18 protein-coding genes are annotated in these 22,074 nt (G+C 58.6%); 11 read left to right on the plus strand and 7 right to left on the minus strand.

Translation table 11 applies throughout. From position 1 onward, the window contains the following. The 4 genes from P9M14_01245 to P9M14_01260 all read left to right on the plus strand — a co-directional run. Positions 1 to 2,493: PAS domain S-box protein (locus tag P9M14_01245; GenBank protein MDP8254351.1), on the plus strand; the 2,493-nt coding region annotated here is incomplete at its 5' end. A gap of 82 nt (positions 2,494 to 2,575) precedes the next feature. Further along, positions 2,576 to 4,831 carry a site-specific DNA-methyltransferase gene (locus tag P9M14_01250; GenBank protein ID MDP8254352.1) on the plus strand — a complete coding sequence of 752 codons (2,256 nt, stop codon included), beginning with the start codon at positions 2,576 to 2,578 and terminating at the stop codon, positions 4,829 to 4,831. After that, entirely contained in the window at positions 4,831 to 5,682 is an 852-nt protein-coding gene (dinD, locus tag P9M14_01255) for a DNA damage-inducible protein D (protein MDP8254353.1), read from the plus strand. Before P9M14_01250 ends, dinD begins: the two co-directional genes overlap by 1 nt. Before the next feature lie 6 nt (positions 5,683 to 5,688). Further along, the gene (locus P9M14_01260) at positions 5,689 to 8,370 is read left to right on the plus strand and encodes a DEAD/DEAH box helicase family protein (GenBank protein MDP8254354.1); all 2,682 of its coding nucleotides are present in this window, start codon (positions 5,689 to 5,691) and stop codon (positions 8,368 to 8,370) included. Between the two features lie 646 nt (positions 8,371 to 9,016). On the opposite strand, the gene lpxC is transcribed toward P9M14_01260, so the two are convergent. The 3 genes from lpxC to P9M14_01275 all read right to left on the minus strand — a co-directional run bounded on the left by lpxC (position 9,017) and on the right by P9M14_01275 (position 12,308). Continuing rightward, positions 9,017 to 9,919 carry a UDP-3-O-acyl-N-acetylglucosamine deacetylase gene (gene lpxC, locus P9M14_01265; protein MDP8254355.1) on the minus strand — a complete coding sequence of 301 codons (903 nt, stop codon included), beginning with the start codon at positions 9,917 to 9,919 and terminating at the stop codon, positions 9,017 to 9,019. Positions 9,920 to 10,132: 213 nt separating this feature from the next. Further along, a complete protein-coding gene (locus P9M14_01270; protein ID MDP8254356.1) occupies positions 10,133 to 10,678 on the minus strand; it encodes an epoxyqueuosine reductase QueH in 546 nt (181 codons plus the stop codon). A 1-nt stretch (position 10,679) separates the two neighbouring features. Further along, positions 10,680 to 12,308 (minus strand): glycosyltransferase family 39 protein, encoded by a 1,629-nt coding sequence (locus tag P9M14_01275; GenBank protein MDP8254357.1) that lies wholly within the window; start codon positions 12,306 to 12,308, stop codon positions 10,680 to 10,682. A gap of 192 nt (positions 12,309 to 12,500) precedes the next feature. Between P9M14_01275 and P9M14_01280 the strand changes: the two genes are divergently transcribed. Beyond that, entirely contained in the window at positions 12,501 to 12,830 is a 330-nt protein-coding gene (locus tag P9M14_01280) for a hypothetical protein (protein ID MDP8254358.1), read from the plus strand. On the opposite strand, the gene P9M14_01285 is transcribed toward P9M14_01280, so the two are convergent. Together P9M14_01285 and P9M14_01290 are read right to left on the minus strand one after the other, a co-directional pair. After that, positions 12,831 to 13,586, minus strand: coding sequence for a sulfite exporter TauE/SafE family protein (locus tag P9M14_01285; protein MDP8254359.1), 756 nt, complete (start codon positions 13,584 to 13,586; stop codon positions 12,831 to 12,833). An 8-nt stretch (positions 13,587 to 13,594) separates the two neighbouring features. Further along, positions 13,595 to 13,996 (minus strand): Rrf2 family transcriptional regulator, encoded by a 402-nt coding sequence (locus tag P9M14_01290; GenBank protein MDP8254360.1) that lies wholly within the window; start codon positions 13,994 to 13,996, stop codon positions 13,595 to 13,597. A 153-nt stretch (positions 13,997 to 14,149) separates the two neighbouring features. Between P9M14_01290 and nikR the strand changes: the two genes are divergently transcribed. After that, a complete protein-coding gene (gene nikR / locus P9M14_01295; protein MDP8254361.1) occupies positions 14,150 to 14,572 on the plus strand; it encodes a nickel-responsive transcriptional regulator NikR in 423 nt (140 codons plus the stop codon). Between the two features lie 118 nt (positions 14,573 to 14,690). Here nikR and P9M14_01300 read toward each other — a convergent pair whose 3' ends face one another. Further along, complete coding sequence (locus P9M14_01300; GenBank protein ID MDP8254362.1) at positions 14,691 to 16,475, minus strand: glycoside hydrolase family 31 protein; 1,785 nt, start codon at positions 16,473 to 16,475, stop codon at positions 14,691 to 14,693. Positions 16,476 to 16,584: 109 nt separating this feature from the next. On the opposite strand from P9M14_01300, the gene ruvX reads away from it, so the two are divergent. From ruvX to P9M14_01315, 3 genes are read left to right on the plus strand one after another with little or no spacing between them, the layout of a single operon-like run. Next, positions 16,585 to 16,992, plus strand: coding sequence for a Holliday junction resolvase RuvX (ruvX, locus tag P9M14_01305; GenBank protein ID MDP8254363.1), 408 nt, complete (start codon positions 16,585 to 16,587; stop codon positions 16,990 to 16,992). Next, positions 16,974 to 17,999, plus strand: coding sequence for an endolytic transglycosylase MltG (mltG, locus tag P9M14_01310; protein ID MDP8254364.1), 1,026 nt, complete (start codon positions 16,974 to 16,976; stop codon positions 17,997 to 17,999). Before ruvX ends, mltG begins: the two co-directional genes overlap by 19 nt. Then, positions 17,996 to 18,775, plus strand: coding sequence for a hypothetical protein (locus P9M14_01315; protein MDP8254365.1), 780 nt, complete (start codon positions 17,996 to 17,998; stop codon positions 18,773 to 18,775). Before mltG ends, P9M14_01315 begins: the two co-directional genes overlap by 4 nt. A 39-nt stretch (positions 18,776 to 18,814) precedes the next feature. Here P9M14_01315 and P9M14_01320 read toward each other — a convergent pair whose 3' ends face one another. Beyond that, a complete protein-coding gene (locus P9M14_01320) occupies positions 18,815 to 19,330 on the minus strand; it encodes a hypothetical protein (GenBank protein ID MDP8254366.1) in 516 nt (171 codons plus the stop codon). 642 nt (positions 19,331 to 19,972) lie between these two features. Between P9M14_01320 and P9M14_01325 the strand changes: the two genes are divergently transcribed. Both P9M14_01325 and P9M14_01330 read left to right on the plus strand, forming a co-directional pair. Continuing rightward, on the plus strand, positions 19,973 to 21,133 hold the full coding sequence (locus tag P9M14_01325; protein ID MDP8254367.1) for a trypsin-like peptidase domain-containing protein: 1,161 nt from the start codon (positions 19,973 to 19,975) through the stop codon (positions 21,131 to 21,133). Continuing rightward, the gene (locus P9M14_01330; protein ID MDP8254368.1) at positions 21,130 to 22,071 is read left to right on the plus strand and encodes a sigma-54 dependent transcriptional regulator; all 942 of its coding nucleotides are present in this window, start codon (positions 21,130 to 21,132) and stop codon (positions 22,069 to 22,071) included. Before P9M14_01325 ends, P9M14_01330 begins: the two co-directional genes overlap by 4 nt. Positions 22,072 to 22,074: the final 3 nt, after the last annotated feature.

Below are 22,074 nucleotides of genomic sequence, written 5' to 3' on the forward strand. Positions count from 1 at the left end.
AACGCCGAGGACGCGCCGCTGGTCGGCAGCCGGCTGCTGACCGTACTCAACCGGATCGACGCGCGTACGCTGGAGCGCGCCGACCTGGGCCGCATCTTGCGCGAGACGCTGCAAGACGTGGTTGAGCTGCTGGCGGTCCAAGGCGGCGCGATCGCCCTGGTCGACGAGGCGAGCAACGAGCTGCGCATCGAGTCCCGGCTGCGGCTGGACAAGAAGCTGTCCGAGTCCATCGACCACTCGCCGGTCGAGGCGCCCTACATCCGTGCAATTCGCGAGCGCTCGGGGCCGGTGCATCTCAAGGACGTGCTCTCCTCGGGGCACCCGATTTTGCGGCAGCTGCGGCGGCTGGGGCAGGCCCACACCTCGATCGCGCCGATCGAGTTCAAACAGCGGATGTACGGCGTACTGGGGCTGCTCAGCGACCGCCGACTGAGCGAGCCCGAGGCCGAGATCGTCTCGGCCGTGTCCAACCAGTTGGGCATGGCGCTGGCCAACCTGCGGCTGATCTCCAAGCTGCGCGAGTCCGAACAGAAGTACGCAATCGTGGCCCAGGGCGCGATGGACGGCATCCTGATCGCCCAGGACGATCGCTTCATCTTCGTCAACAACAGCCTGGCGCGGATGCTGGACTACACTCCCAAACAGCTGCTCAAGCTGCCGGTCGAGCGCGTGATAGCCCCCGAATCGCGCGACGAGATCATCAAGCGCTACAAAGCGCGACTGCGCGGCGAGCGCCCCACCGACCGCTACGAGACGCTGTTCCTCACCTCCGATGGCCGGCGGATCAACGTCGAGCTGCACGCGCGCGCGATCACGATGAACGACCGCAACGCGGCGCTGACCGTGGTGCGCGACATCACCGAGCAAAAGCGCGAGCAACGCCAGCGCATCGAGCTCTCCGAACAATCGATACGTTTTCAATCGACGCTGCTCAAGCTGGCCAAGGCGGGCAACGACGACCTGGCGCACGACCTGCGACGGATCACCGAGGCCTCGGCCGCCACACTGAAGGTCGAACGCGTGGGCGTCTGGCTGCTCCGCGAATCGCCCAACCGGCTCGAGCTACGCGACCTCTTCCTGCTCTCGCGCGATCAGCACGAGACCGACATGCGACTTGCGGCCGAGTCCGCGCCGCGCTATTTCAAGGCGCTGCAAAACAGCCGCACCATTGCGGCCCACGACGCCCGCTCCGACCCGCGTACCAGCGAGCTGAAAAAGGTCATGCTGCGGCCGCTGAACATCGGCGCGCTGATGGACATCCCGATCCGCCTGCACGGCGAGCTGGTGGGCGTGGTCTGCCACGAGCATCTGGGCGGACCGCGCGAGTGGGCCATCGCCGAACAGGACTTCGCCGCATCGATCGCCGACATGGTGGTGCTGGCGCTTGAGGCCGCTGAGCGACGTCGAGCCGAGACAGCGCTACGCCACAGCGAGGAGCAGTTCCGCCACCTGTTCGAGAACGCGGTAATCGGCATGTACCGCACCGCACCCGACGGCCGGATCATGATGTCCAACCCCACAATGATCCGCATGCTCGGGTTTGAATCGTTCGACGAGCTAAGCAAGCGCAACATCGAGCAGGCCGGCTTTGACCTGGCCGATTCGCGGCGTCAGTTCCGCGAGGCCATCGAGCGCGACGACAGCGTAGTGGGCCTGGAATCGTCCTGGATTCGCAAGGACGGCTCGCGGCTGCACGTGCGCGAGAACGCCCGCGTGGTGCGCGACGAGCGCGGCGACGTCATCTGCTACGAGGGCACGCTCGAGGACATCACCGAGCAGCGACGGTTGCAAGATCAGATCCTCGAACGCAAGTGGGAATCCGAGATGTACAACGACATCGTCTCCCACGACATCAGCAACTTCGCGCAAGTAATCCTCAACAACGTGCAGGCGCTCAAAGAGGGCATCTTCGGCGATCTAAGCGATGAGCAGCTCGACCGCATGAGCCGCATCGAACGCCAGACGTACAAGATCGGCGAGCTGATCGACAAGGTGCGCGAGTTCCTGCTGGTGCGCCACCTGACCCCCGAGAGCTTCCAGCCGGTCGACCTAAGCCGGACCATCGACAACGTTGTCGCCTACTCCCGCGACCTGTTTCCCGGCGCACAGATCCGCTTTAGCAGCCCCGGCGAACGGATCGTGCTTGCCAACAATCTGCTCGAGATCCTGTTTTTGAACCTGATTAAAAACGGCCTGACCCACAACCGCGACCCGCGTCCGCGAATTTCGATCACCATCCGTAGCGGCAAAATCGAGGGCCGACCGGCCTGGGTCGTATCGCTCAAAGACAACGGCGTGGGCATTCCCGACGAGCTGCGGCCCCAAATCTTCGAGCGCTACAAACGCCACGGCAAACGCCGCGGCACGGGCCTGGGCCTGTTCATCGTTAAGGAACTGGTCGACCAATACGGCGCAACCATCGACGTGCAAAGCGTCGACCCCGCCGACCACTCCCACGGCACCCGCTTCGTGATCACCCTGCCCCAAGGCTGACGCCGGGCCGAGATTTCCCTTTGTACGCACCGTGCATTAAAATGCTCGGGATTTACCTGTATAGATTTTGTGGAGGTAAGTAATGCCACGATTGACTGAGCAGGAACAGCAGGAAATCCTGCGCTACATCGAAGCAGATAAACCCCTACCGGATAAGTTCCGATTTCTGCTGTTCGACGAAAAGCGCGAAGTAGAGCTGGTCTGGAACGGCAAGACCAATGAGGTCTGCAACATCGTGCTGCCCTTCCAGGTGATCGAGCAGGTGGACGAGCCCCGGGCCGAAAAGTCTGAGGAAACCGCACCCCAGTTGGATTTGTTCACCACGGACAGCCGGGGTCGCCAGCTCAAGGGTTGGACGAATAAGCTCATCTGGGGCGACAACAAGCTGATCCTCTCGTCACTAAAAAACGGCCCTCTGCGTGAGGAGATCGAAAAACAGGGCGGCCTCAAACTGATTTACATCGACCCGCCGTTTGATGTTGGTGCTGATTTCAGCATGAATATCGAGGTTGGCGGCGATACATTTACAAAAAGACCTAACATTTTGGAAGAAATTGCCTACCGCGACACCTGGGGCAAAAACGCAGAACGATACCCGTCAATGATCTACGAGCGGCTGGTGCTGATGCGCGACTTGCTGGCTGATAATGGCAGCATTTATGTGCATTGTGATTGGCGAGTAAGTGCAATGATTCGTTTAGTCTTGGACGAGGTCTTTGGGGCAACAAGATTTGATACAGAAATAATTTGGAAGGCGACAAGTGCTCATGCCAACAACAAAACTTATGGGGTCGTTCACAATACAATTTTCTTTTATCGAAAGGGGGAGAAATCTCGTTTCAACACCCAAAAGACAGAATATGAGCAAGATTATATAGATACTTATTACCGCTATAAAGACGAAGATGGTCGTCGGTTTATGTCGGATAATCTTGTTGGTCATAAAACGGTGAACAAAATTTATGAATGGAAGGGAATCTCACGACCTTGGAGGTATCCGCCTCATCGCCTTGACGAACTTGATGCGGCAGGAAAGATATTTTGGACTAAAAACAATTTTCCGAGGTTCAAGCGGTATCTGGACGAGATGGATGGTACGCCTGCCCAATCAATATGGGCAGATAAGGCAGTGAAAAACATCCGGTCTTGGGACAAGGAAAATGTCGGCTATGCAACTCAAAAACCAGAAGGGTTAATTGATAGGATTATTCGAGCCTCATCAAACGAGGGCGACCTAGTAGCCGACTTTTTCTGCGGCTCTGGCACCTTTGCTTCTGTGGCGGAGAAACTGGGGCGCAAGTGGATCGTCAGCGACCTCGGAAAATTCGCCATTCATACAACTCGCAAACGCATGATCGGTGTGCAGCGGGGGCTCAAGGCCGACGGTAAAAACTACCGCGCCTTTGAGATCCTCAACCTAGGCAAATATGAGCGGCAGCATTACATCGGCGTCAATCCCAACCTGCGCGAGGAAGAGCAGCTCAAGCAGTTGGAGCAAAAGGAGGCGGACTTCGTCGAATTAATCCTACGTGCCTACCACGCCGAAAAAACGGACGGCTTCGCCTGCTTCCACGGGAAACGGGCCGGACGACTTGTGGCTGTGGGACCGGTCAACCTTCCGGTGACACGGTTGTTCGTGGAAGAAGTAATTCTGGAATGTCGCAAAAAGCACATCACCCGGGTGGACATCCTGGGCTTCGAATTCGAGATGGGGTTGTTCCCCAACGCACTGGATGAGGCTCGCGCCAAGGGCATCGACATCGCTCCGAAATACATCCCCGCTGAGGTATTCGATAAGCGAGCAGTGGAGAAGAACCAGGTTGTGTTTCACGACGTTGCAGCCATTGAGGTCACGCCGCACGTCAAGAAGAATAGCGTGTCCGTTGAACTGACTGACTTCTCTGTCTATTACTCGCAGGATTCCATTGCCACAGCCGAGGCTACCCTCAAGAATAAGTCCAGCAAGATCGTGGTTGAGCGCGGGCAGATCGTGAAGGTGAGCAAGGATAAAAACGGCATCGTCAAGCGCGAGAAGCTGACGAAGAAGTGGACGGACTGGATCGACTACTGGGCGGTGGATTTCGACTTTGAGAGCAAGCGGGAGATCGTCCGCGTTAAAAACGAGGACACCGGTGAGTGGGAAGAACGATGGACTGGTGATTATATTTTTGAAAACGAATGGCAATCCTTCCGAACCAAGAAAGATCGTTCGCTGGAACTGAAAAGCGTATTTCATGAATGCACGCCCGGTCGGCGCAAGCTGGCTGTCAAGGTGGTGGACATCTTCGGTAACGACACCATGACGATCATCGAGGTCACCGTGGGAGGGAAGAGGTAATGACAACAAAGCAGACCGGAGACCATCAGTCGCCGTTCGAGCGAATCAAGCGGATAAATGATGCCGGGATGGTGTTTTGGTCAAGCCGTGAATTTGCAGCGGTTTTGGAATACGAAGATTACCGCAATTTCGAAGGGGTTGTCGATAAGGCCAAGTTGTCTTGCTTTAACAGCGGATACCGCATTGAGGATCATTTCGTTGACGTCACCGAAATGATCGCGATCGGCAAGGGTGGACAGCGACCCGTCAAAACCATACTACTGTCGCGTTACGCTTGTTACTTGACTATCCAGAACGCCGATCCCAAAAAAGAAATCGTAGCGCAAGGGCAAACCTATTTTGCCATTCAGACTCGTCGGCAAGAATTGGCTGACGAGGGGATCGAAGATGAGCGTCGGATTCTATTACGCGATGAAATGCGCCGCCATAACACCCAATTGGCGGACGCGGCCAAGGATGCTGGTGTCATCGAGCCGATAGACTACGCCATCTTTCAAAATCACGGGTATATGGGACTATACGGCGGACTGAAACAGGGGGACATTCACCATCGGAAAGGCTTAAAAAAGACCCAGAAAATTCTGGATCATATGGGCAGTACGGAATTGGCGGCGAACCTGTTCCGGGCGACCCAGACGGAGGAAAAGCTGCGCCGGGACGAGGTAAAGGGGAAAGACGCGGCGAACTGGACGCATCGTGAAGTAGGCGCGAAGGTGAGGCTAACCATCAAGGAATTGGGAGGTACGATGCCCGAAGAATTGCCGGTTGCGGAAAGCATCAAGAAGATCGAGACCAAAAAGAGTAAGCAACTCGACAAAGTAAAGACGCCCATAAAAAAGAAAGTCAAGTAACCGGCCATGGCACTCCATCCCAAATTCCCCGATTCGCCCTTTGCCATTCTCGACCCTGAAATCCGTTGGTTCCCGGCGGACGAAGCCCTGCGCCTCTCCAGCATGGACAAGCTCATGCCGCCCCTAGTACCCCAACTGCGGCGGAAGGTGAAGGAATGGCGCGATAGCGGCTACGTTGGTGCGACGGACACCAGCCGCAGCTTACTCAACTGGTGGTTCAATACGCCGCACTTGCTGCCCAAGTACGATGGCACGCTGGCCGAGTTTCAGTATTACTTCGGACAGCGCGAAGCCCTGGAAACGATCATCTACCTTTACGATGTGGTCGCCGTCCAGGATAAGTACGACTTGATGAGGTTCGATAGCTCCGGCGCGGTCTCCACCGGCATGTTCGACGAGACATGGCGGCGCTTTGTTGTAAAGATGGCGACGGGCACAGGCAAAACCAAAGTTTTAGCACTGATGCTCGCCTGGAGCTTCTTTCACAAGCTGTACGAGCCTGACTCAGATCTGTCGCGCAACTTCCTGGTGATCACCCCCAACATCATTGTCCTGGATCGCATCTACAAGGATTTTCAGGGGCTACGCATCTTTTTGAAGGACGACCCTATTTTGCCCGACGATGGTTTCGATGGCCACAACTGGCGTAGCGATTTTCAACTCACTCTTCATGTTCAGGATGAGGTGCGCATCACGCGCCCTACCGGCAACATCTTCTTGACCAATATCCATCGCGTTTACGCCAGTGACGATATTCCAGCCTCGCCCGACGATGAAAACTCTATGGACTACTTCCTGGGCAAACGGCCAACCGGAGCGACAACCGACTCCAAGGTGGACTTGGGCATGATCGTCCGCGACATCGACGAGCTGATGGTGCTCAACGATGAAGCGCACCACATCCATGATCCGCGTATGGCCTGGTTCAAATCCATCGAGGACATTCACAACCGCCTGAAGCAAAAGGGGACTGCCCTGTCTCTTCAGGTGGACGTTACGGCCACGCCCAAGCACAACAACGGTGCGATTTTCGTGCAGACCGTGTCCGACTATCCTCTGGTCGAAGCCATCTCACAAAACGTTGTCAAGCACCCCGTCCTGCCCGATGCGGCCAGCCGCGCCAAGCTGGCGGAGCAGCAGAGCGCAAAATACACTGAGAAATACGCCGATTACATTCACCTGGGCGTGCTTGAGTGGCGCAAGGCATATGCTGAGCATGTAAAACTGGACAAGAAGGCCATCCTGTTCGTGATGACCGATGACACCCGCAACTGTGACGATGTGGCTGCATATTTAGAGGGAAACTATGCAGATCTAAAAGATGCGGTGCTAGTCATTCACACTAAAGCCAATGGAGAAATTTCAGAATCTACCTCTGGCAAGAGCAAAGAGGAACTAGACAAGTTGCGCGAGCTGGCCAACTCGATTGACGACATGGACAGCCCCTACAAAGCCATTATCTCCGTCATGGTGCTCAAAGAGGGTTGGGACGTTAAGAACGTGACCACTATCGTTGGCCTGCGCGCCTATTCTGCCAAGAGCAACATCCTACCGGAGCAAACCCTGGGTCGTGGCCTGCGTAAAATGTACCCCGGCGGATTAGAGGAGTACGTCAGCGTGGTCGGCACAGACGCCTTTATGGATTTCGTCGAATCCATCCAGGCGGAAGGTGTGATACTGGATCGCAAGCCGATGGGCGAAGGCACCGATGCTAAAACCCCACTGGTAATCGAGATCGACAACGAGAACGTCAAGAAGGACATCGAGGCGCTGGACATTGAAATCCCGTTGTTGTCGCCTCGGGTTTATCGGGAATACAAAAACCTCGGCGCGCTGGACGTGGGGGCGCTGGGGAATCAGCCGGTGGAGTACCGGCAATTTTCCGAGGAAGAGCAGCGGGAGATCGTTTTTAAGGACATAACCACCGGCGAGGTGACGCACACGACCATCCTCGATACAGCGGGTATAGCTGATTATCGAAGCGCTATCGGCTACTTTGCTCAGACAATCATGAAGGATTTACGCCTGGTGAGCGGCTACGATGTGCTTTACGGTAAGGTGAAGGGATTTGTACATGAGCATTTATTCGATCGGCCGGTGGAGCTAGAGAGCCCAAACACCCTACGAAATCTTTCGGAGTTGGTCGCCACCAAGACCATAATCGAGACGTTTAAGAAGACAATAAACGCGCTGACCGTACAGGATAAAGGTGATGCCGAGATTCGCGACACCATTAAACTGAGGCAGACGCGGCCTTTCGTCGCTAAAGATCAGGGTTACCTCATGCCGAAAAAGAGCGTTTTCAACCGTATCATCGGGGACAGCCACCTTGAGCTGTTGTTCGCTCGGTTCTTGGAAGACTGCAATGATGTGATCTCTTACGCCAAAAATTACTTTGCAGTCCATTTCAAGCTGGACTACGTGAACGCGACCGGCGACATCTCGAACTACTACCCCGATTTTTTGGTTAAGTTGTCGGCTAAAAAGATTTACATAGTGGAGACCAAAGGCCTGGAAGACCTGGACGTGCCGCTTAAAATGCAGCGGCTGAAGCAGTGGTGCGAGGACATCAACCGAGTGCAGAAGGACGTGAGTTACGATTTCGTTTTCGTGGATCAGGAGAGCTTTGAGAAATTTAAGCCCACATCTTTTCGGCAACTGGTTGACGGATTCAAGCAATACAAGTGATATTCCTATATTCCTAGAGGTAGCGTACTGCACTATAGGCAAATTTTATTTGACACACCTCCCCCTTCCTGGTAAAATACAATCGTGCTCTTTGAAAACTGAATCACGGACGGCGATTGGACAAAAAAACTGAGGGACGGCTAGTTGACATAATGTTTTGCCAAATTTTCCATACGATTATTTCGCATTAGAATCAGCAACTTACAGACCGGCGAAAACTCAACCTATGCGATCAACTAAGCCCTATCGTACTCGCCCGGAATTACAGCGGAATCGCGGTTTTTTTCGAAAGATTATCGCATGCGTACGGTTTCAAGATTACCCTGATTAATCAGCAATTTACGCGACAGGGGAAAGCAGTATATGAACATCGTATGGAGCCAAATCGCGATTACTTTGCAATATCAACGACTATACGAGCGCCGTAACCTATACGAAATCTGTGATTTGAAATCCCAATTCGCATGCAACACCTCAAGCAAAGTATCATGGAATAGCTCGCAAGCACTTGATTAGCAGCAATAATCATCGATTTTTGGGCAAATCTCAGACGTAAAGTAATTTCTTACTAAAGCGCCCTACTCGGCTGTTAAGTAATCGGTTTTAGGATTAGGCTCAAAGAGGGGTTGGAGGCGGAGAATGGCGCCTATTCGGCGCGGGCCATGCTCTGGTCGGCGGCTAGCGGCATGGGCTGGGGAAGCTGCACCACCTCGAAGCAATCGGGCGACGAGGCCAGCTTGCGCATCAGATCGTGGTTCAGGCCGTGGCCGGACTTGTTCGCCAAATAGTGGCCGATGATCGGCTTGCCCGCCATGTACATGTCGCCCATGGCGTCGAGCACCTTGTGGCGCACGAACTCGTCGCTGTAGCGCAGTCCGCTCTCGTTGATTACGCTGGCGTCACCGACCAGTACCGCGTTGTCAAGGCTGCCGCCCGAGGCAAAACCGTTGGACTGCATGTCGTTGAGCTCGGCCAAAAATCCGAACGTGCGCGCCGAGGCGATCTGACTCTCGTAGAGCCGCGGATCGTGTTGATAATCATAGCTTTGCAGCTTGATCATCGGATGCGTGTAGTCGATGGTGTAGGTCACGCGAAAGTGGTCGTCAGGGTAGAGACCGGCCTTCTTGTCGGACTCGGCAACCACGATGGGCTTGGTGATCTGAATGAAGCTGCGAAGCTCGGTCTGGCGCTTGAGACCCGCCATGCGAATCAGGTAGACAAAACTCGCGGCCGAGCCGTCCATGATCGGAACCTCTTCGCCGTCAAGCTCAACCAGCGCATTATCGACTCCCAGGCCGTGAAACGCCGACATCAGATGCTCAACCGTCGCCACAAACATCGAGCCGTTGCCGATCGTCGTGGCAAACGAGGTGGACATTACATTTTCGGTAACCGACCGTACAGGTTCGCATCCGGGAATATCGCTCCGCCGAAACACAATTCCTGTATTAGTTTCAGCAGGTTGGATGCTCAGCCGAACCTGGCTGCCGGTGTGCAATCCGACCCCGGAACAACTTATTCGATCGGCGATTGTGTGCTGAAAATTCATAGCTATTTGACGCCCCAAAAGTTCATTAGGTGCAACTGCACCAATTTCATCGATGAAATACATAGCAAGTGCAATGCCAGATGCGGCGCTTAGGGATAAAAACTGATTATATAGCTGATATCAACCTGTTATAAATCGGACTAAATAGCGGCAGCGACTCTGATTTGGCCAAATCGTGTAATCTACGCAACACTTGTTGTGCGTTTTTAGCAACTATTTTACTTTGTTTTTCGCCCGTAAATAGCGGTCTTGCTCGGAGAAAATGCACCCGCAGTACTGTTGGCGGTAGATGCCCAGCTCCCGCGAGCGCTTGATCCCCTCGGACCAGCCGCTGCTGAAATTGTGATATAAAAACTCGCTGCCCTGCTCTTGAGCCGCGTCTTGGGCAATGGCTGACATCAGCGCATGGTCTTGATATTTGGAGTAGAACAGCGTTGAGCTAAACGCTTGCGCGCCGAGCTTGGCCGCCATGGCCGCGGTGGCGTAGAGCCGATCAATGTAGCATTCGCGGCAGCGCGGCTCGTTGCTGAGCACCGCGCGTCTGACCCAGCGCCCCACGTCGTACTCGTCGCGCACGTGCAGCTCGACTCCCTGGTCCGCGCAATAGCGTTCGACCCATTCCAAGCGCTTGCGGTACTCGGTCCAGGGATGCACGTTGGGGTTGTAGGCAAAGCCGATTACGCGATGCCCCATGGCGCGCAGCGTATCTATCGGCACGATGGCGCACGGCGCGCAGCAGATGTGCAGCAGAACGTCCATGTTATCGCTCCGTTACGAATAGATCGACACGCACTCGCAGAGGCCGCCCGGCTGAAGAGCAGATCTCGATCCGCGATTGTGCGCCCGCGCTCTCAAGCAACGCATAGAGCTGGATGAATTGTTCGTCCGACTCGTACTGGACCAGGCTCAGGGGTTGCGAATCGAGCCGCGCGCTCAACGCCTCGGCCTCCAAGCTGGGCACGATGATCTCGAGCACTGCACCGTCCGAACGCCCTACTTCCAGCTCCACGCACGGATCGAGCGCCACGGATCGCGGCAGGTCGCGCACGGGATCACCTGCGCAGCCGTAATGCAGCGCATCGTCAGCCCCGCGTTTGTCGAGCACCAAATTGCACGGCTCGGTCGCCGCGGCCAACGGCTCGTTGCGTAGCGCCAGGCTGCGCTGTAAAAACCGCGCCTGGTTGTACGAGCCCCAGCCGCGCAGTGCGGGCGCGGAGTCCAGATCACTCAGCGCGTCCGGTCCAAGATTGATTTCGATTTGGTGCAGCAAGTCGCTGCGTTCGAGCATGCTCTGCGGCGGAATGGCGTGCAGGCCGATGGCCCCGCCGATCGAGGGCATTACCAGGTTGGCCGCGGTCAGCATTGCGATCCCCGCAATTTGCGATCCGCGCAGTACCCAGAGCATGCCCTTGGTCGCGCCCGGGATCGCGGCCCAGGCCTCGCCCAGCAGCAGCCCGAGCAGCAGCATTGCGCCGGGCAGCGAGGCGAACAGGTAATGCACGCGCTGCGGCGGCTCGAAAAATATCACGTAGCAAAGTGGCAGCAGCACCCACATCCCCAGGATCAGCAACAGCGGGTTGGAGCGGCCGGCGCGCGGTCTGCCCGTCCACACGGCCCAAATAGCGAGCATCAGGCCCAGGAATGCCATGCCGCCCGAGCGACGGCTGAGCTCGACCAGGTTCGGCCCGGGCTGTTGCAGCGTAAGCGACCAGCCGCCGGACGCCTCGGCCGCAGGCCATAGCAGGCTTAGCTCGATGTTCAGCGCCAGCACCGCGACCGCAGCCACGATATGCGCCGGGCCAAACAGCTTGCGCCTGCCGATCAGCAGGCCGATCAGCATCCCGGCGATGGCCAGCATGCCCGATAGCGCCACCTGCCAAGTGAGGGTCAACGCCGCGAGCAGCAGAACCCAGCTTTTCCAGCTTGGCTTACGGGCAAAACTTAGGCAGCCCAATGCGGCAAGCACCACGAAAGGCACGCAGGCCTCGTTGTTCGAGATGTCCGTGCCCAAGGCCACGGCCCAGGGCGTGAGGCACATCAGCAGCAGACAAAGCCACGCGGCCCGATAATTGATGAAGCGCCGTGCCAGCTCAAAGCACAGGATCGCACTGAGCAACGCCAGCACGTTCATGCCCACGAATGGTCCGGCTACACTGCCGATCAGCGCATAGAACGGCGCCAGCAGCGCGGAGAACAGCGGACCTTGGGACAGCACGCCGCCGTGCACGCTTGCGCCACCGAGCCCGCCGTGGTCCAGCAGCGCCTGCACGTTCAACGCCTGCTGCAGGTCGGCCCAATCCCATTCGCGGCCCAGCTGCATCATGTGACGCAAAAAAGCCGAGAGGGCCAACGCCAGTGCGTAGAGATGAAGGTGCGATTTGCGCGGCATGGGGCACGATATTATGCAAGACATCCGCTGGGAACAAGGCCCCGAGCATCTCGGGATTCGAAATTGAGTCATGCTCGGGTGGCGATTGAATATTTGTAGCCCGTGGAGCATAGTATTTGCATATAGAAAACAGCCCCGCTGCTGCTGGTAATCGGCTATACGCTGATCTGTCTGCTGTTCATCGGGATGGACATGCGCAACTACACCCTCTACAAGCTGCTCTACTACAAGTACATGATCTGCAAGCCCGAAGACCGCGCAACGCTGGACTCGAACTTCGCCATCCTCGATGCCTACCTGGATCATAAAGGGATTGATAAAGACGATCCGCGCAGGACCGAGGTCAGGAAAATGCGTGACGAGGTTAAAAATAGGACGGGTTTAAATAAGATCCTCTACCGCTATTGGATCCTGGTGAGGTTGTTCTGCGCTATCGAGATCGGGCCGGTATCGTCTGCGTTGTTATTGCTCTACGCGCTCTCACCCGTGGCGATTGTCTTCGTGATCTGCGCCTCGTCCTGATCAGGCCAAAGCGTTATAGAGTGTGATAATTCCCAGCACGCAGACGAACACGGCGATCGAGACTTTAACCACGTTCTCCGGCAGCCGCTTGAGAGTGGTCGCGGCCAGCGGGATCGAGAGCACGGCCCCGGCCATCAGCCAGGGGGCCAGGGTCCAGTCGATCGAATCTTTAAACACGATGTAGAGCCCCACGCCGAGTAGGCAGGTCACGCCCTCGGAGAACGAGGTGATGCCCACGGCGTTCTTAACGCCCACTCCGCTGAGAACCTGACCACCCATGACCAGCGGACCGTAGCCTCCGCCCGAGAGCCCCTTGTTGAACGAGGCCACTGTGCCCAGCACCATAATCCGACCCCAGGACAGTTTCGGTTTGCGTCCCAGGTTGGCCAAAATCACTATGCCCATCAGCAGCACGATCGAGCCGATGATCAGCTTAAGCATGTGCGGGGAGAGCTTCACTGCCAGCATCACCGCTGCCAAAGTGCCGACCACGGCGAACAGCGAAAGTACGAACGCCACCTTGGCGTCGGGCGATCTGGGGTGCAGGTTGACGTTGTTCTCGCTGTGGTGGAAAAACGCGGCGGTCAGGCCGGTGACGAACTCCGAGAGCAGCACCGCGGGAACGATCTGCATCGGCTCGTAGCCCATCAACAGCAGCACCGGGGTGAGGATCGTACCGTAGCCGCCGCCCAGGCTCGAATCGACGAACTCGCAGACAAAGGCCAGCGGCACCAGCAGCAGTAAGAAGTAATCCATTTAAATCCTCAAACCAGCTTCGAGAGCGTGAGCTTCTCAAGCCGTTTTGCCGCAAAATTACGGATAATCCTCAGTTCGTCCAGCAGGCGCTCCTCGCGCATCAGCGGGGTCTTGGAAAAGAAAAACTCGCTGACCGACTCGGTCGGCGCCAACGCTCCGTCCATCATCCGAATCACCTCGGCCACCGAGATCTGCGAGGCGTCGCGCGCCAGAGCGTATCCGCCTCCCACACCGCGACGAGCCTTCAGGATTCGGCCCGACCTCAGGGCGCCAAGCAACTGTTCGAGGTACTTGGGCGGAATGTCGCAAGCATGGCTGATCTGTTCGATGGTGATAAAGCCCGAGTCGCTGTGGCGCGCCAAAAACAGCAGCGCCAGCAGGCTGTATTCGCTTTTAGTGGTCAGCTTCATTCGTTACAATTACCTATATTGCCTACCGGGTTTATAGGGTATTAACCACCTGGAGTCAATTGCAGCGCCGCGTAGCACGATCAGCACTATTTTGTGCTATTGTTCTTCGGGGAAATTTCCACCAAATATCTACATATCCTCGGAGCGATCAGCATGCCCAAGAAAACCATCGAGCGCATCGGTATCACTTTCCCTCCAGGCCTGCTTAAAAGCTTTGACCGCCACATCAAGGCCAAGGGCTACCGCACGCGATCCAAGGCAATCAACGATCTGGTGCGCGAGGAACTAACTCGTCAGGAATGGGAGTCGGGGTCCGGTGAGGTCATCGGCGTAGTAACCCTGGTCTACGACCACCACGTGCACGGACTCTCCGACCTATTGACGGACATTCAACACGAAAACTATCAGTTGATCGTCTCCACCACGCACATCCACATCGACCCGCACAACTGCCTGGAGATCCTGATCATGCGCGGGTCGGCCAAGAAGATTCGCCCGATGGCCGAGAAGCTGATCAGTTGCCGCGGCGTGCTCCACGGCAAAACGATCTTCACCACTACCGGCAAGGGCATGTAGGCACCCGGCTTTGAGGCAGCTTTGAGCCGCCACAAGGCTCGCGCAGTACGACGGTCGTAGCTCAACGATCCACTCCGCGGAGGCACCTATTGAGGTGGCCTTGAGCAGCAGTAAAACTCTACTGCACACTCACTCGCAGGCCACGCTGGGCAGCGCCGGGCTTGATCCACAGCTCGGCCGTTGTTGCGTCGAACCACCAGCCGCGCTCGACCGCGCTTAGGGCATCGATCGACGCGCACTCGTCCAGCACGCCGTGGGGTTCGCAGCTCACGGTTGCAGGCTTGGACTGCCCACGGACCAACAGGGCGTAGGCGCGGTCGTTGGCGCTGATCTCGATTTGCAACGCATCGGCCAACTCGTAGGAGATCGTCGCGCCGTTGCGCCCCTCCTCGTAGAGTTCAAAGTTCTGCGCAACCAGCGGATCAATACGCACGGTCAGCGCCGGCGGCGTGCCCGCATCGCCCTGGACGATTGAATCCTCGCCCAGCTCCAGGGGGATGATCGAGCCCTTGCGCACGAAGATCGGATAGCGTTCCAGGGAGTAGTCGATGGTCTCGACGCTCGGCCCGCTGTGCTCGGAGCCGTCGAACCAGTCGATCCAGACCCCTTCGGGAAACTCGATCTCGCGCGAAGCGCCCGCCTGGTAAATCGCAGCCACCAGTAGGTTATCGCCCAGCATGTAGCGGCCCAGGTCGATCTCGCCCTCGAGCTGGCGCATCAGGCCGACCTCGCGCACGAACGCCTCGGCACCCATGCTGTAAAGGTAGGGTTTGAGCGTCAGGTGCAGGTTTACGTAATCGCGGTAGATCGAAAGCACCTGCTCGTCGTAGATCCACGGCCGATGCTCGCCGCCGCCGCCGTTTTCCATGATCGGGCACAGCGCGCCGAACTGGGCCCAGCGGATGAACAGTTCCTTGTCGCGCAGCTCGTCCTCGCGGTAGCCGCCGATGTCCGAGCCGACGTTGACGAACGCGCGGCGGCCCGACTCAAAGATGTTGAACATCGCGGCCTGCAAACCGCTCCAGGTCGGATCCTGGTCGCCGACCCAGCCCGAGGCCAGCTTATCGCGCGGCGCGAACTCGAGCCCCAAGGGCAGACCGTAGGAATCGAACGGCCGCGCGAGGGTCACGCGATCGGGCCCCAGCCGCTCCCGCGTGTAGTCGAAGAAGTCGGCGTAGTACATCTCCATCCATTCCCAGGGGAAAATCGTACCGCCGTAGCCCGTGGCGTATACCCAGAGGTACATGTAGGGCCCGGTGCCGTCGCACTTCCAGCCGTCGATGCCCAGGTCGAGCATCTGGTCGATCTGCGAATGCCACCAGTCGACCGCGTCGGGATTGGTCAGGTCGATGAACGAGCCCTCGCCCTTCCACCAGTCGACCGTGCGGCAATCGCTGAGCAAATAGCCGTTGTCGCAGGCCTCATCGTAGTTCGGCGAGTCGAGGTTGACGTTGCCGGTAATCCAGAACAGCACGCGCACGTCCAGCTCGTGGAGCCCGTCGATCATCGCACCCGCGTCGGGATAGTCCTCGGGGTCGGGCACGAACGAGTTGTAGCCGGTCTCCCACGGGCTGTCGATAATCAGCGCGCCCACCGGGATCTCGTGGGCCAGGTAATCGGCGACCAACTGCTCGGCGCTGCCGCGGTCGCCCTCGTCTTCCCAGACCCAGTGTTCGAGCACCCACTCGGGCCAGAACGGCGGCTCGTTGTCCGCGGGGCCGACTACGAGATCATCATCGTCGTCATCGTCGTCTGCGTCGTCGTCGCCCGTATCGTCGTCGCCCGTATCGTCGTCCGCCTGGTCGTCGTCGTCGTCGTCAGCGCAGGCGATGCTCAGCAGCAGCGCAGCGGTCAGAGCCAAGGCCAGCAGCACCGGCAGCAGGCGTTCGAGCTTTACGATCATCGGCAACCTCCAGGTTGAACAGGAAGTCTACCATCGTATGCAACAGGGTTCAAGAGCCGCGTTGCTTGACGCGGGCCAGAGCATCGGGCGAAATAACAGGATGATCATCATGGCCGTGGACTACGGCGACAAACGCATCGGACTGGCGGTGAGCGATCCGTCCGAGCAGATCGCGCTGCCATCGGACACGCTGACCAACCCCGGAACCCTCGAGGCTGCGGCCGAGCTTGTGGCCCACGAGGCGCAGGGGCGCAGCGTGGAGCTGATCGTGCTGGGCCTGCCGCTAAACATGGACGGCAGCGAGGGCGAACGCGCCGTGCTGACCCGCAAGTTCGCCGCGTTGCTCGAGGGCCACGACCTACGCGTTGATTTCGCCGACGAGCGGCTGACAAGCTGGGAGGCCGAACGGATGATGATCGAGGCCGACGTCAGTCGCAAACGCAGAAAACAGGCCAGCGACAAGCTGGCCGCAACATTGATCCTTAGGCAGTATTTACAGTGGCGCGCAAAAAGTTAAACCGCACACTGATCGTGCTGATCGTGGTCGTGACGTTGGTCGTGGTCTGCGTTGCGGCGCTGATCGCCGGCTTTTTACTGCGGGCTCCGGGCCAAGGCCAAGAGGTGCGGCTGTTGATCGAGCAGGGTAGCTCGCTTGCAAAAATCTGCGAACAACTCGAGCAGGCGGGCCTGATCAGCGACCAGCGGGCTTTCGCGCTGTTCGTCCGGCGTATGAACAAGGATCGATCGATCCGCGCCGGCGAATACTCTTTGCGCGATGACCTACGGCCCGGCGAGCTGCTCGAGGCGCTGACATCTGGCTCGACCGTGGCCCACGTGCTCACCGTTCCCGAGGGCTACAACATCAAGCAGATCGCCGCGCTGTTCGATCAGCAGGGAATCGCCGCGGCCGACGAGGTAATCGCGCTGGCGCACGACAGTCGATTGATCGCCCAGCTGGGCGTTGAGGCTCCGAGCCTCGAGGGCTACCTGTTCCCCGAGACCTATCACTACGAACTGTTCCAAGGGCCGCGGGAGTTGCTGACGGCGATGGTGCAGCAGCTCGATCAGGTCTACACGCCGCGCCTGCAGCGCCGCGCCAAGCAGTTGGGGATGACCAAGCTCCAGGTGCTGACCCTGGCCTCGCTGATCGAGAAGGAGACCGCGCAGGCCCAGGAGCGACCGCTTATCTCGGCGGTGTTCCACAGCCGGATCGAGCGCGGCATTCCATTGGCCTGCGACCCGACGGTGATCTACGGCATTGCTGATTTCGACGGCAACCTGCGGCGCTCGCATCTGCGCGACCGCTCCAACCGATACAACACCTACCTGCACAAAGACCTGCCGCCCGGGCCGATCGCCAATCCCGGAGCGGGCGCGATCGAGGCTGCGCTTTACCCGGCGGACGTTCCGTATCTATACTTTGTCAGCCGCAACGACGGCAGCCATCAGTTCTCAACAACCCTGGCCGAGCACAATCGCGCCGTGAGACGCTTTCAACGTGCCGGGAGCGGAGGTAGGCGTTGAACCAGCCGATGATGCAAATCGCCTGTGCCGCGCTGATCGCGCTGCTGTGCCTGACGTGCTGTGCGTTGGGCGCTGTGGCCGAGGATGCGGCCGACCCGTTCGCCGAGCCGATCGTCGATCAGCCGACCGATCGACTCGACATGGCGCGCACGATGCACAACCGCATCGCAATCGGTCTGGGCTACCACCTGTACTACGGAGGCTCTCTGCGCGAGACCGGACGCGAGCCCGACGGCGCGCTGCCGATTACGCCGGGCGAGATCCGTTGGACCCTGCGCGACGAGTTCGACCTGGGCTCATACCATGGGCCGGCAATCCAGATCGAGTGGGAGCATCTGATTATCCCGCAGCTGGGCATGGCCTGGGGCGTGGGATTTTTCGGCGGCACGCGCCAGCTCGATTTAGAACGCGAGGGGGCGAAGTTCAGCGGGCCGTACGCGGCCAACGCCGTTTACCTGACCCTGCTCGCGCCCCGCGTGCACTGGCGGATCAGCCCGCGCTTCGACCTGGCGGGCGGAGTGGACGTGGCGCTGTGCTCGTTCGCCGCCTACTACGTGGTCGACGTCGAGGTCGGCGGCGAGACCTTCCAACTCGACGAGACGATCTACGGCTTTACCCCGCTGTACTCGGCGGTGGTCAGCCTCGAGCTGCGCCTCTCGCGCCGCTGGGGCCTGCTGCTGACCGACAAAGTCAGTTACGGCAAGATCGAGGCGAACGAGGGGAACCTGGTGATCGGCGGCAACACGACGCTGATCAGCGCCGCGATCCATTTCTAAACTGGATTATTGTCGATCGATAGAATTGAGCTAAACGCTCTAACTGAACCTGGTAAACACCATCCGAAAGATGCCGGAAAGTGCGATGCAGGTGGCCAGCAGCCCATGAACGTCCTGTTCCTTGAGCGAACTGGACAGCAGGTCGATCTCATAATGGCCGTGGACCAGGCCGGAGTGCTTCTCGAAGATCGCGGCCACCTCGCCGTTGACCAGCACCTGATAACGGTGGAACGACAGCAGCGAGAACCAACGACGTACGCGCTGCATTGAGCTAAGCTCGGGATTGACGCACATCCGCTCGCGCCCGTCAGCGTCGATGAAATACCAGCACTTTGGTCCCTTGCCACTGTCTCCGCGCCGGTACTGCAGCACGCCGATGATCTGGTCGTCGGGCGTACAAACCATCATGTTCCAGTCGATGCCGTAGACCGGACTGATAAAGAACAGCTGTTTGCCTTTTTCCCCGCCCTGGTACACGTAGACGTTTTTTTTGAGCCTGAACGACGGGCAGTCGATGCGGTACAGCTCGGACCCGTGGGGGCCGAAGACCGTCATCCTGTTCGATAAAGTAAAGAACCTTTGCCTGATTGAGAGGTGCTCGGGAATCGCCCCATTGCTGCTCATACCCAGCCCCTGCCGGTTGCGTGCCTATACCGTGGCTGGACACCACGAAACTTGCTTTTATTTTCAGTCCTTTGGAATTAATACCACAATTTTCCAGCAGTTGTAAGCATTATCTTTATCCCGACACGTCTCATTATTGCTGATGTACGATTGACCGCTGCTATGCAAGAAACAGCAAGGAGTGTTGCCTTTCGCCCCATGACGCGCGCTGCCATGCAAGCAGATTATAAACGGAAATGTAAGAATAATTCATTTTTATTAATCAGTTAGGTTGGTAAATGTAAAACGTTCGACTGGTTGGCACATCGGTTGCTAAATAATCAGTTGAGCATGGGAGGAACACAGGCGGGCAAAATTCTGTGAAATCGCATGCTCTCTCAGGGGATCCCCCGTATCCCTGAGACCTCCCCATACCTCACTGCTGTGGTACTCGGGGGGTGCGGTCGAGAGGCCGTACCCCCCAATCTAATTTCCGCGGCGCTCCGTCCACTGCTGGAGTGCCCTGATTAAGAAGTACCATGAATATTATGGGCCAACCTTGTATACTGCCTGTTACATCCAAGAGGAATGGCAATGGCCCAAGCCAAACGTTTGTTGACGATCGTCCTGATAGTCCTGACCAGCGCGATGCTCTGTTCTTGCATCGTACTCACGCGCAACAACAACACCCGCGCGGTGCAGCAGACCGGCCCACATTATCCGCCGGGCCTGGGGAGCGCGGCGCCCGCCGAGCTGTGGACCGAGGGGAGCCTCGACCCCATCGGGCGGGTTCAGATCAACAGCACGACCTACTCCGACCTGGCCGATCAGGTCAACCCGGCGGTGGTCAACATCTTCACCACGGCCGAGATTCAGGCCGGGATGAGCTTCGGCATTTTGCAGGTTCCGCTGCCGGGCCTGGACTACGAGGCCAACAGCCTGGGCACCGGGTTCCTGATCACGGACGACGGATTTATCGTCACCAACAACCACGTGATCGAGCACGCCGACCAGATCGGCGTGGTGCTGCCCGATCGAGCGCAGATCGCCTCGGCGCGGGTGATCGGCCGCGACCCGATCATCGACCTGGCTCTGCTCAAGATCGAGACCGACCGTGCGCTGCCCTATCTGCGACTCGGCGACTCGGAGCGCGCGCGGGTCGGCGACTTCACCGTGGCCGTGGGCAACCCCTTCGGCCTGTCGGGCACGGTGACGATGGGCATCCTCTCGGCCAAAGGACGCACGATCAGCTCGGGCACTTTGCGCGAGGGGTTCGAGGACTATCTGCAGACCTCGGCCCAGATCAACCCGGGCAACTCCGGCGGGCCGCTGGTCGATTTGCGCGGCCAGGTGATCGGCGTCAACACCGCGATCATCCAGGGTGCCCAGGGCATCGGCTTCGCCGTTCCGATCAACCTGGTCAAGGACGTACTGCCAATACTGGCGCGCGAGGGCCGGGTACGGCGGGCGACCGTCGGCGTGGCCGTGACCGAGATTACGCCCAAGCTGCGACAGTCGCGCAACCTGCCGTCCGCGGGCGCATTGGTCAGCCGCGTCTACCGCGGCGGACCGGCCGAGTACTCGGGTCTGCGCCGCGGCGACGTGGTGACCGCGATCGACGGTCAGGCCGTGGAATCGCCGCGCGATTTCGTACGGCTGATCTCGGGCAGCGCTCCGGGCAGCGCCCTGCGGCTGACGGTCTGGCGCAGCGGCGAGACGATAACCGCCAACGTCAAGGCAGTTGCACTGAAATGACCAAGCCCGGCGCTCGCTTCTCGCTGGTGACGAACAGCCATCCGATGCGCGAGCTGCTCAAGCTCGCCCAGCGCGTGGCGCCGATGGAGACCACGGTACTAATCCAGGGAGCGTCGGGAACCGGCAAGGAGCGGCTGGCGCGCTGGATCCACACCAACTCTCCGCGCGCCAAGGGCCCGTTCGTAGTGCTCTCGTGCTCGGCGATCCCCGAGACTCTAATCGAAAGCGAGATGTTCGGCGTGACCCGCGGGGCCTTCACCGGGGCCGAGTGCGACCGCCCGGGAGTAATGGCCGAGGCCCATGGCGGCACCCTGCTGCTCGACGAGATCGCCGATGTCGCCGAGTCGGTGCAGGTCAAGCTGTTGCGCGTGATTCAGGAGCGCAGCGTGCGCGCAGTCGGCTCCGACCACGAGCATCCTGTGGACTTCCGCCTGCTGGCAGCCACGGCCCAGCCGCTGGACGAGCTGGTGGAACAGGGCAATTTCCGCCGCGACCTGTTCTACCGGCTGAACGTGGTCACGCTGACCGTGCCCCAGCTGCGTCTGCGACGCGAGGATTTGAGCGTGCTCGCCGACCAGATCCTACGGCAGATCGCCCAGGACTCGAGTAAAGATCCCAAGCATTTGAGCGACGAGGCGCTCGAGCGGCTGCTGGAGCACGACTGGCCGGGCAACGTGCGCGAGCTGGAAAACGCCCTGGAGCGCGCGGTGGTATTAACCCGCGACGAATTGATCACCCCCGATTCCCTTGCCCTGGACGCGGCACTTCACGACGATTCGATGCACCCCGAGCTGCCGCCGGGACTGAGCCTGGCCGAGCTGGAGCGCAAGTACATCGCGCAGGTGCTCGCCGAGTGCGGCGGCAATCGCTCCGAGGCCGCACGGCAGCTGGGCATCGACCGCAAGACCCTCTACCGCAAGCTGGGCCGGATCGTCTGACTC

Origin of the sequence: Candidatus Alcyoniella australis, assembly GCA_030765605.1 — a bacterium.
In the GTDB taxonomy this organism is placed as follows: Bacteria; Lernaellota; Lernaellaia; order JAVCCG01; family Alcyoniellaceae; genus Alcyoniella; species Alcyoniella australis.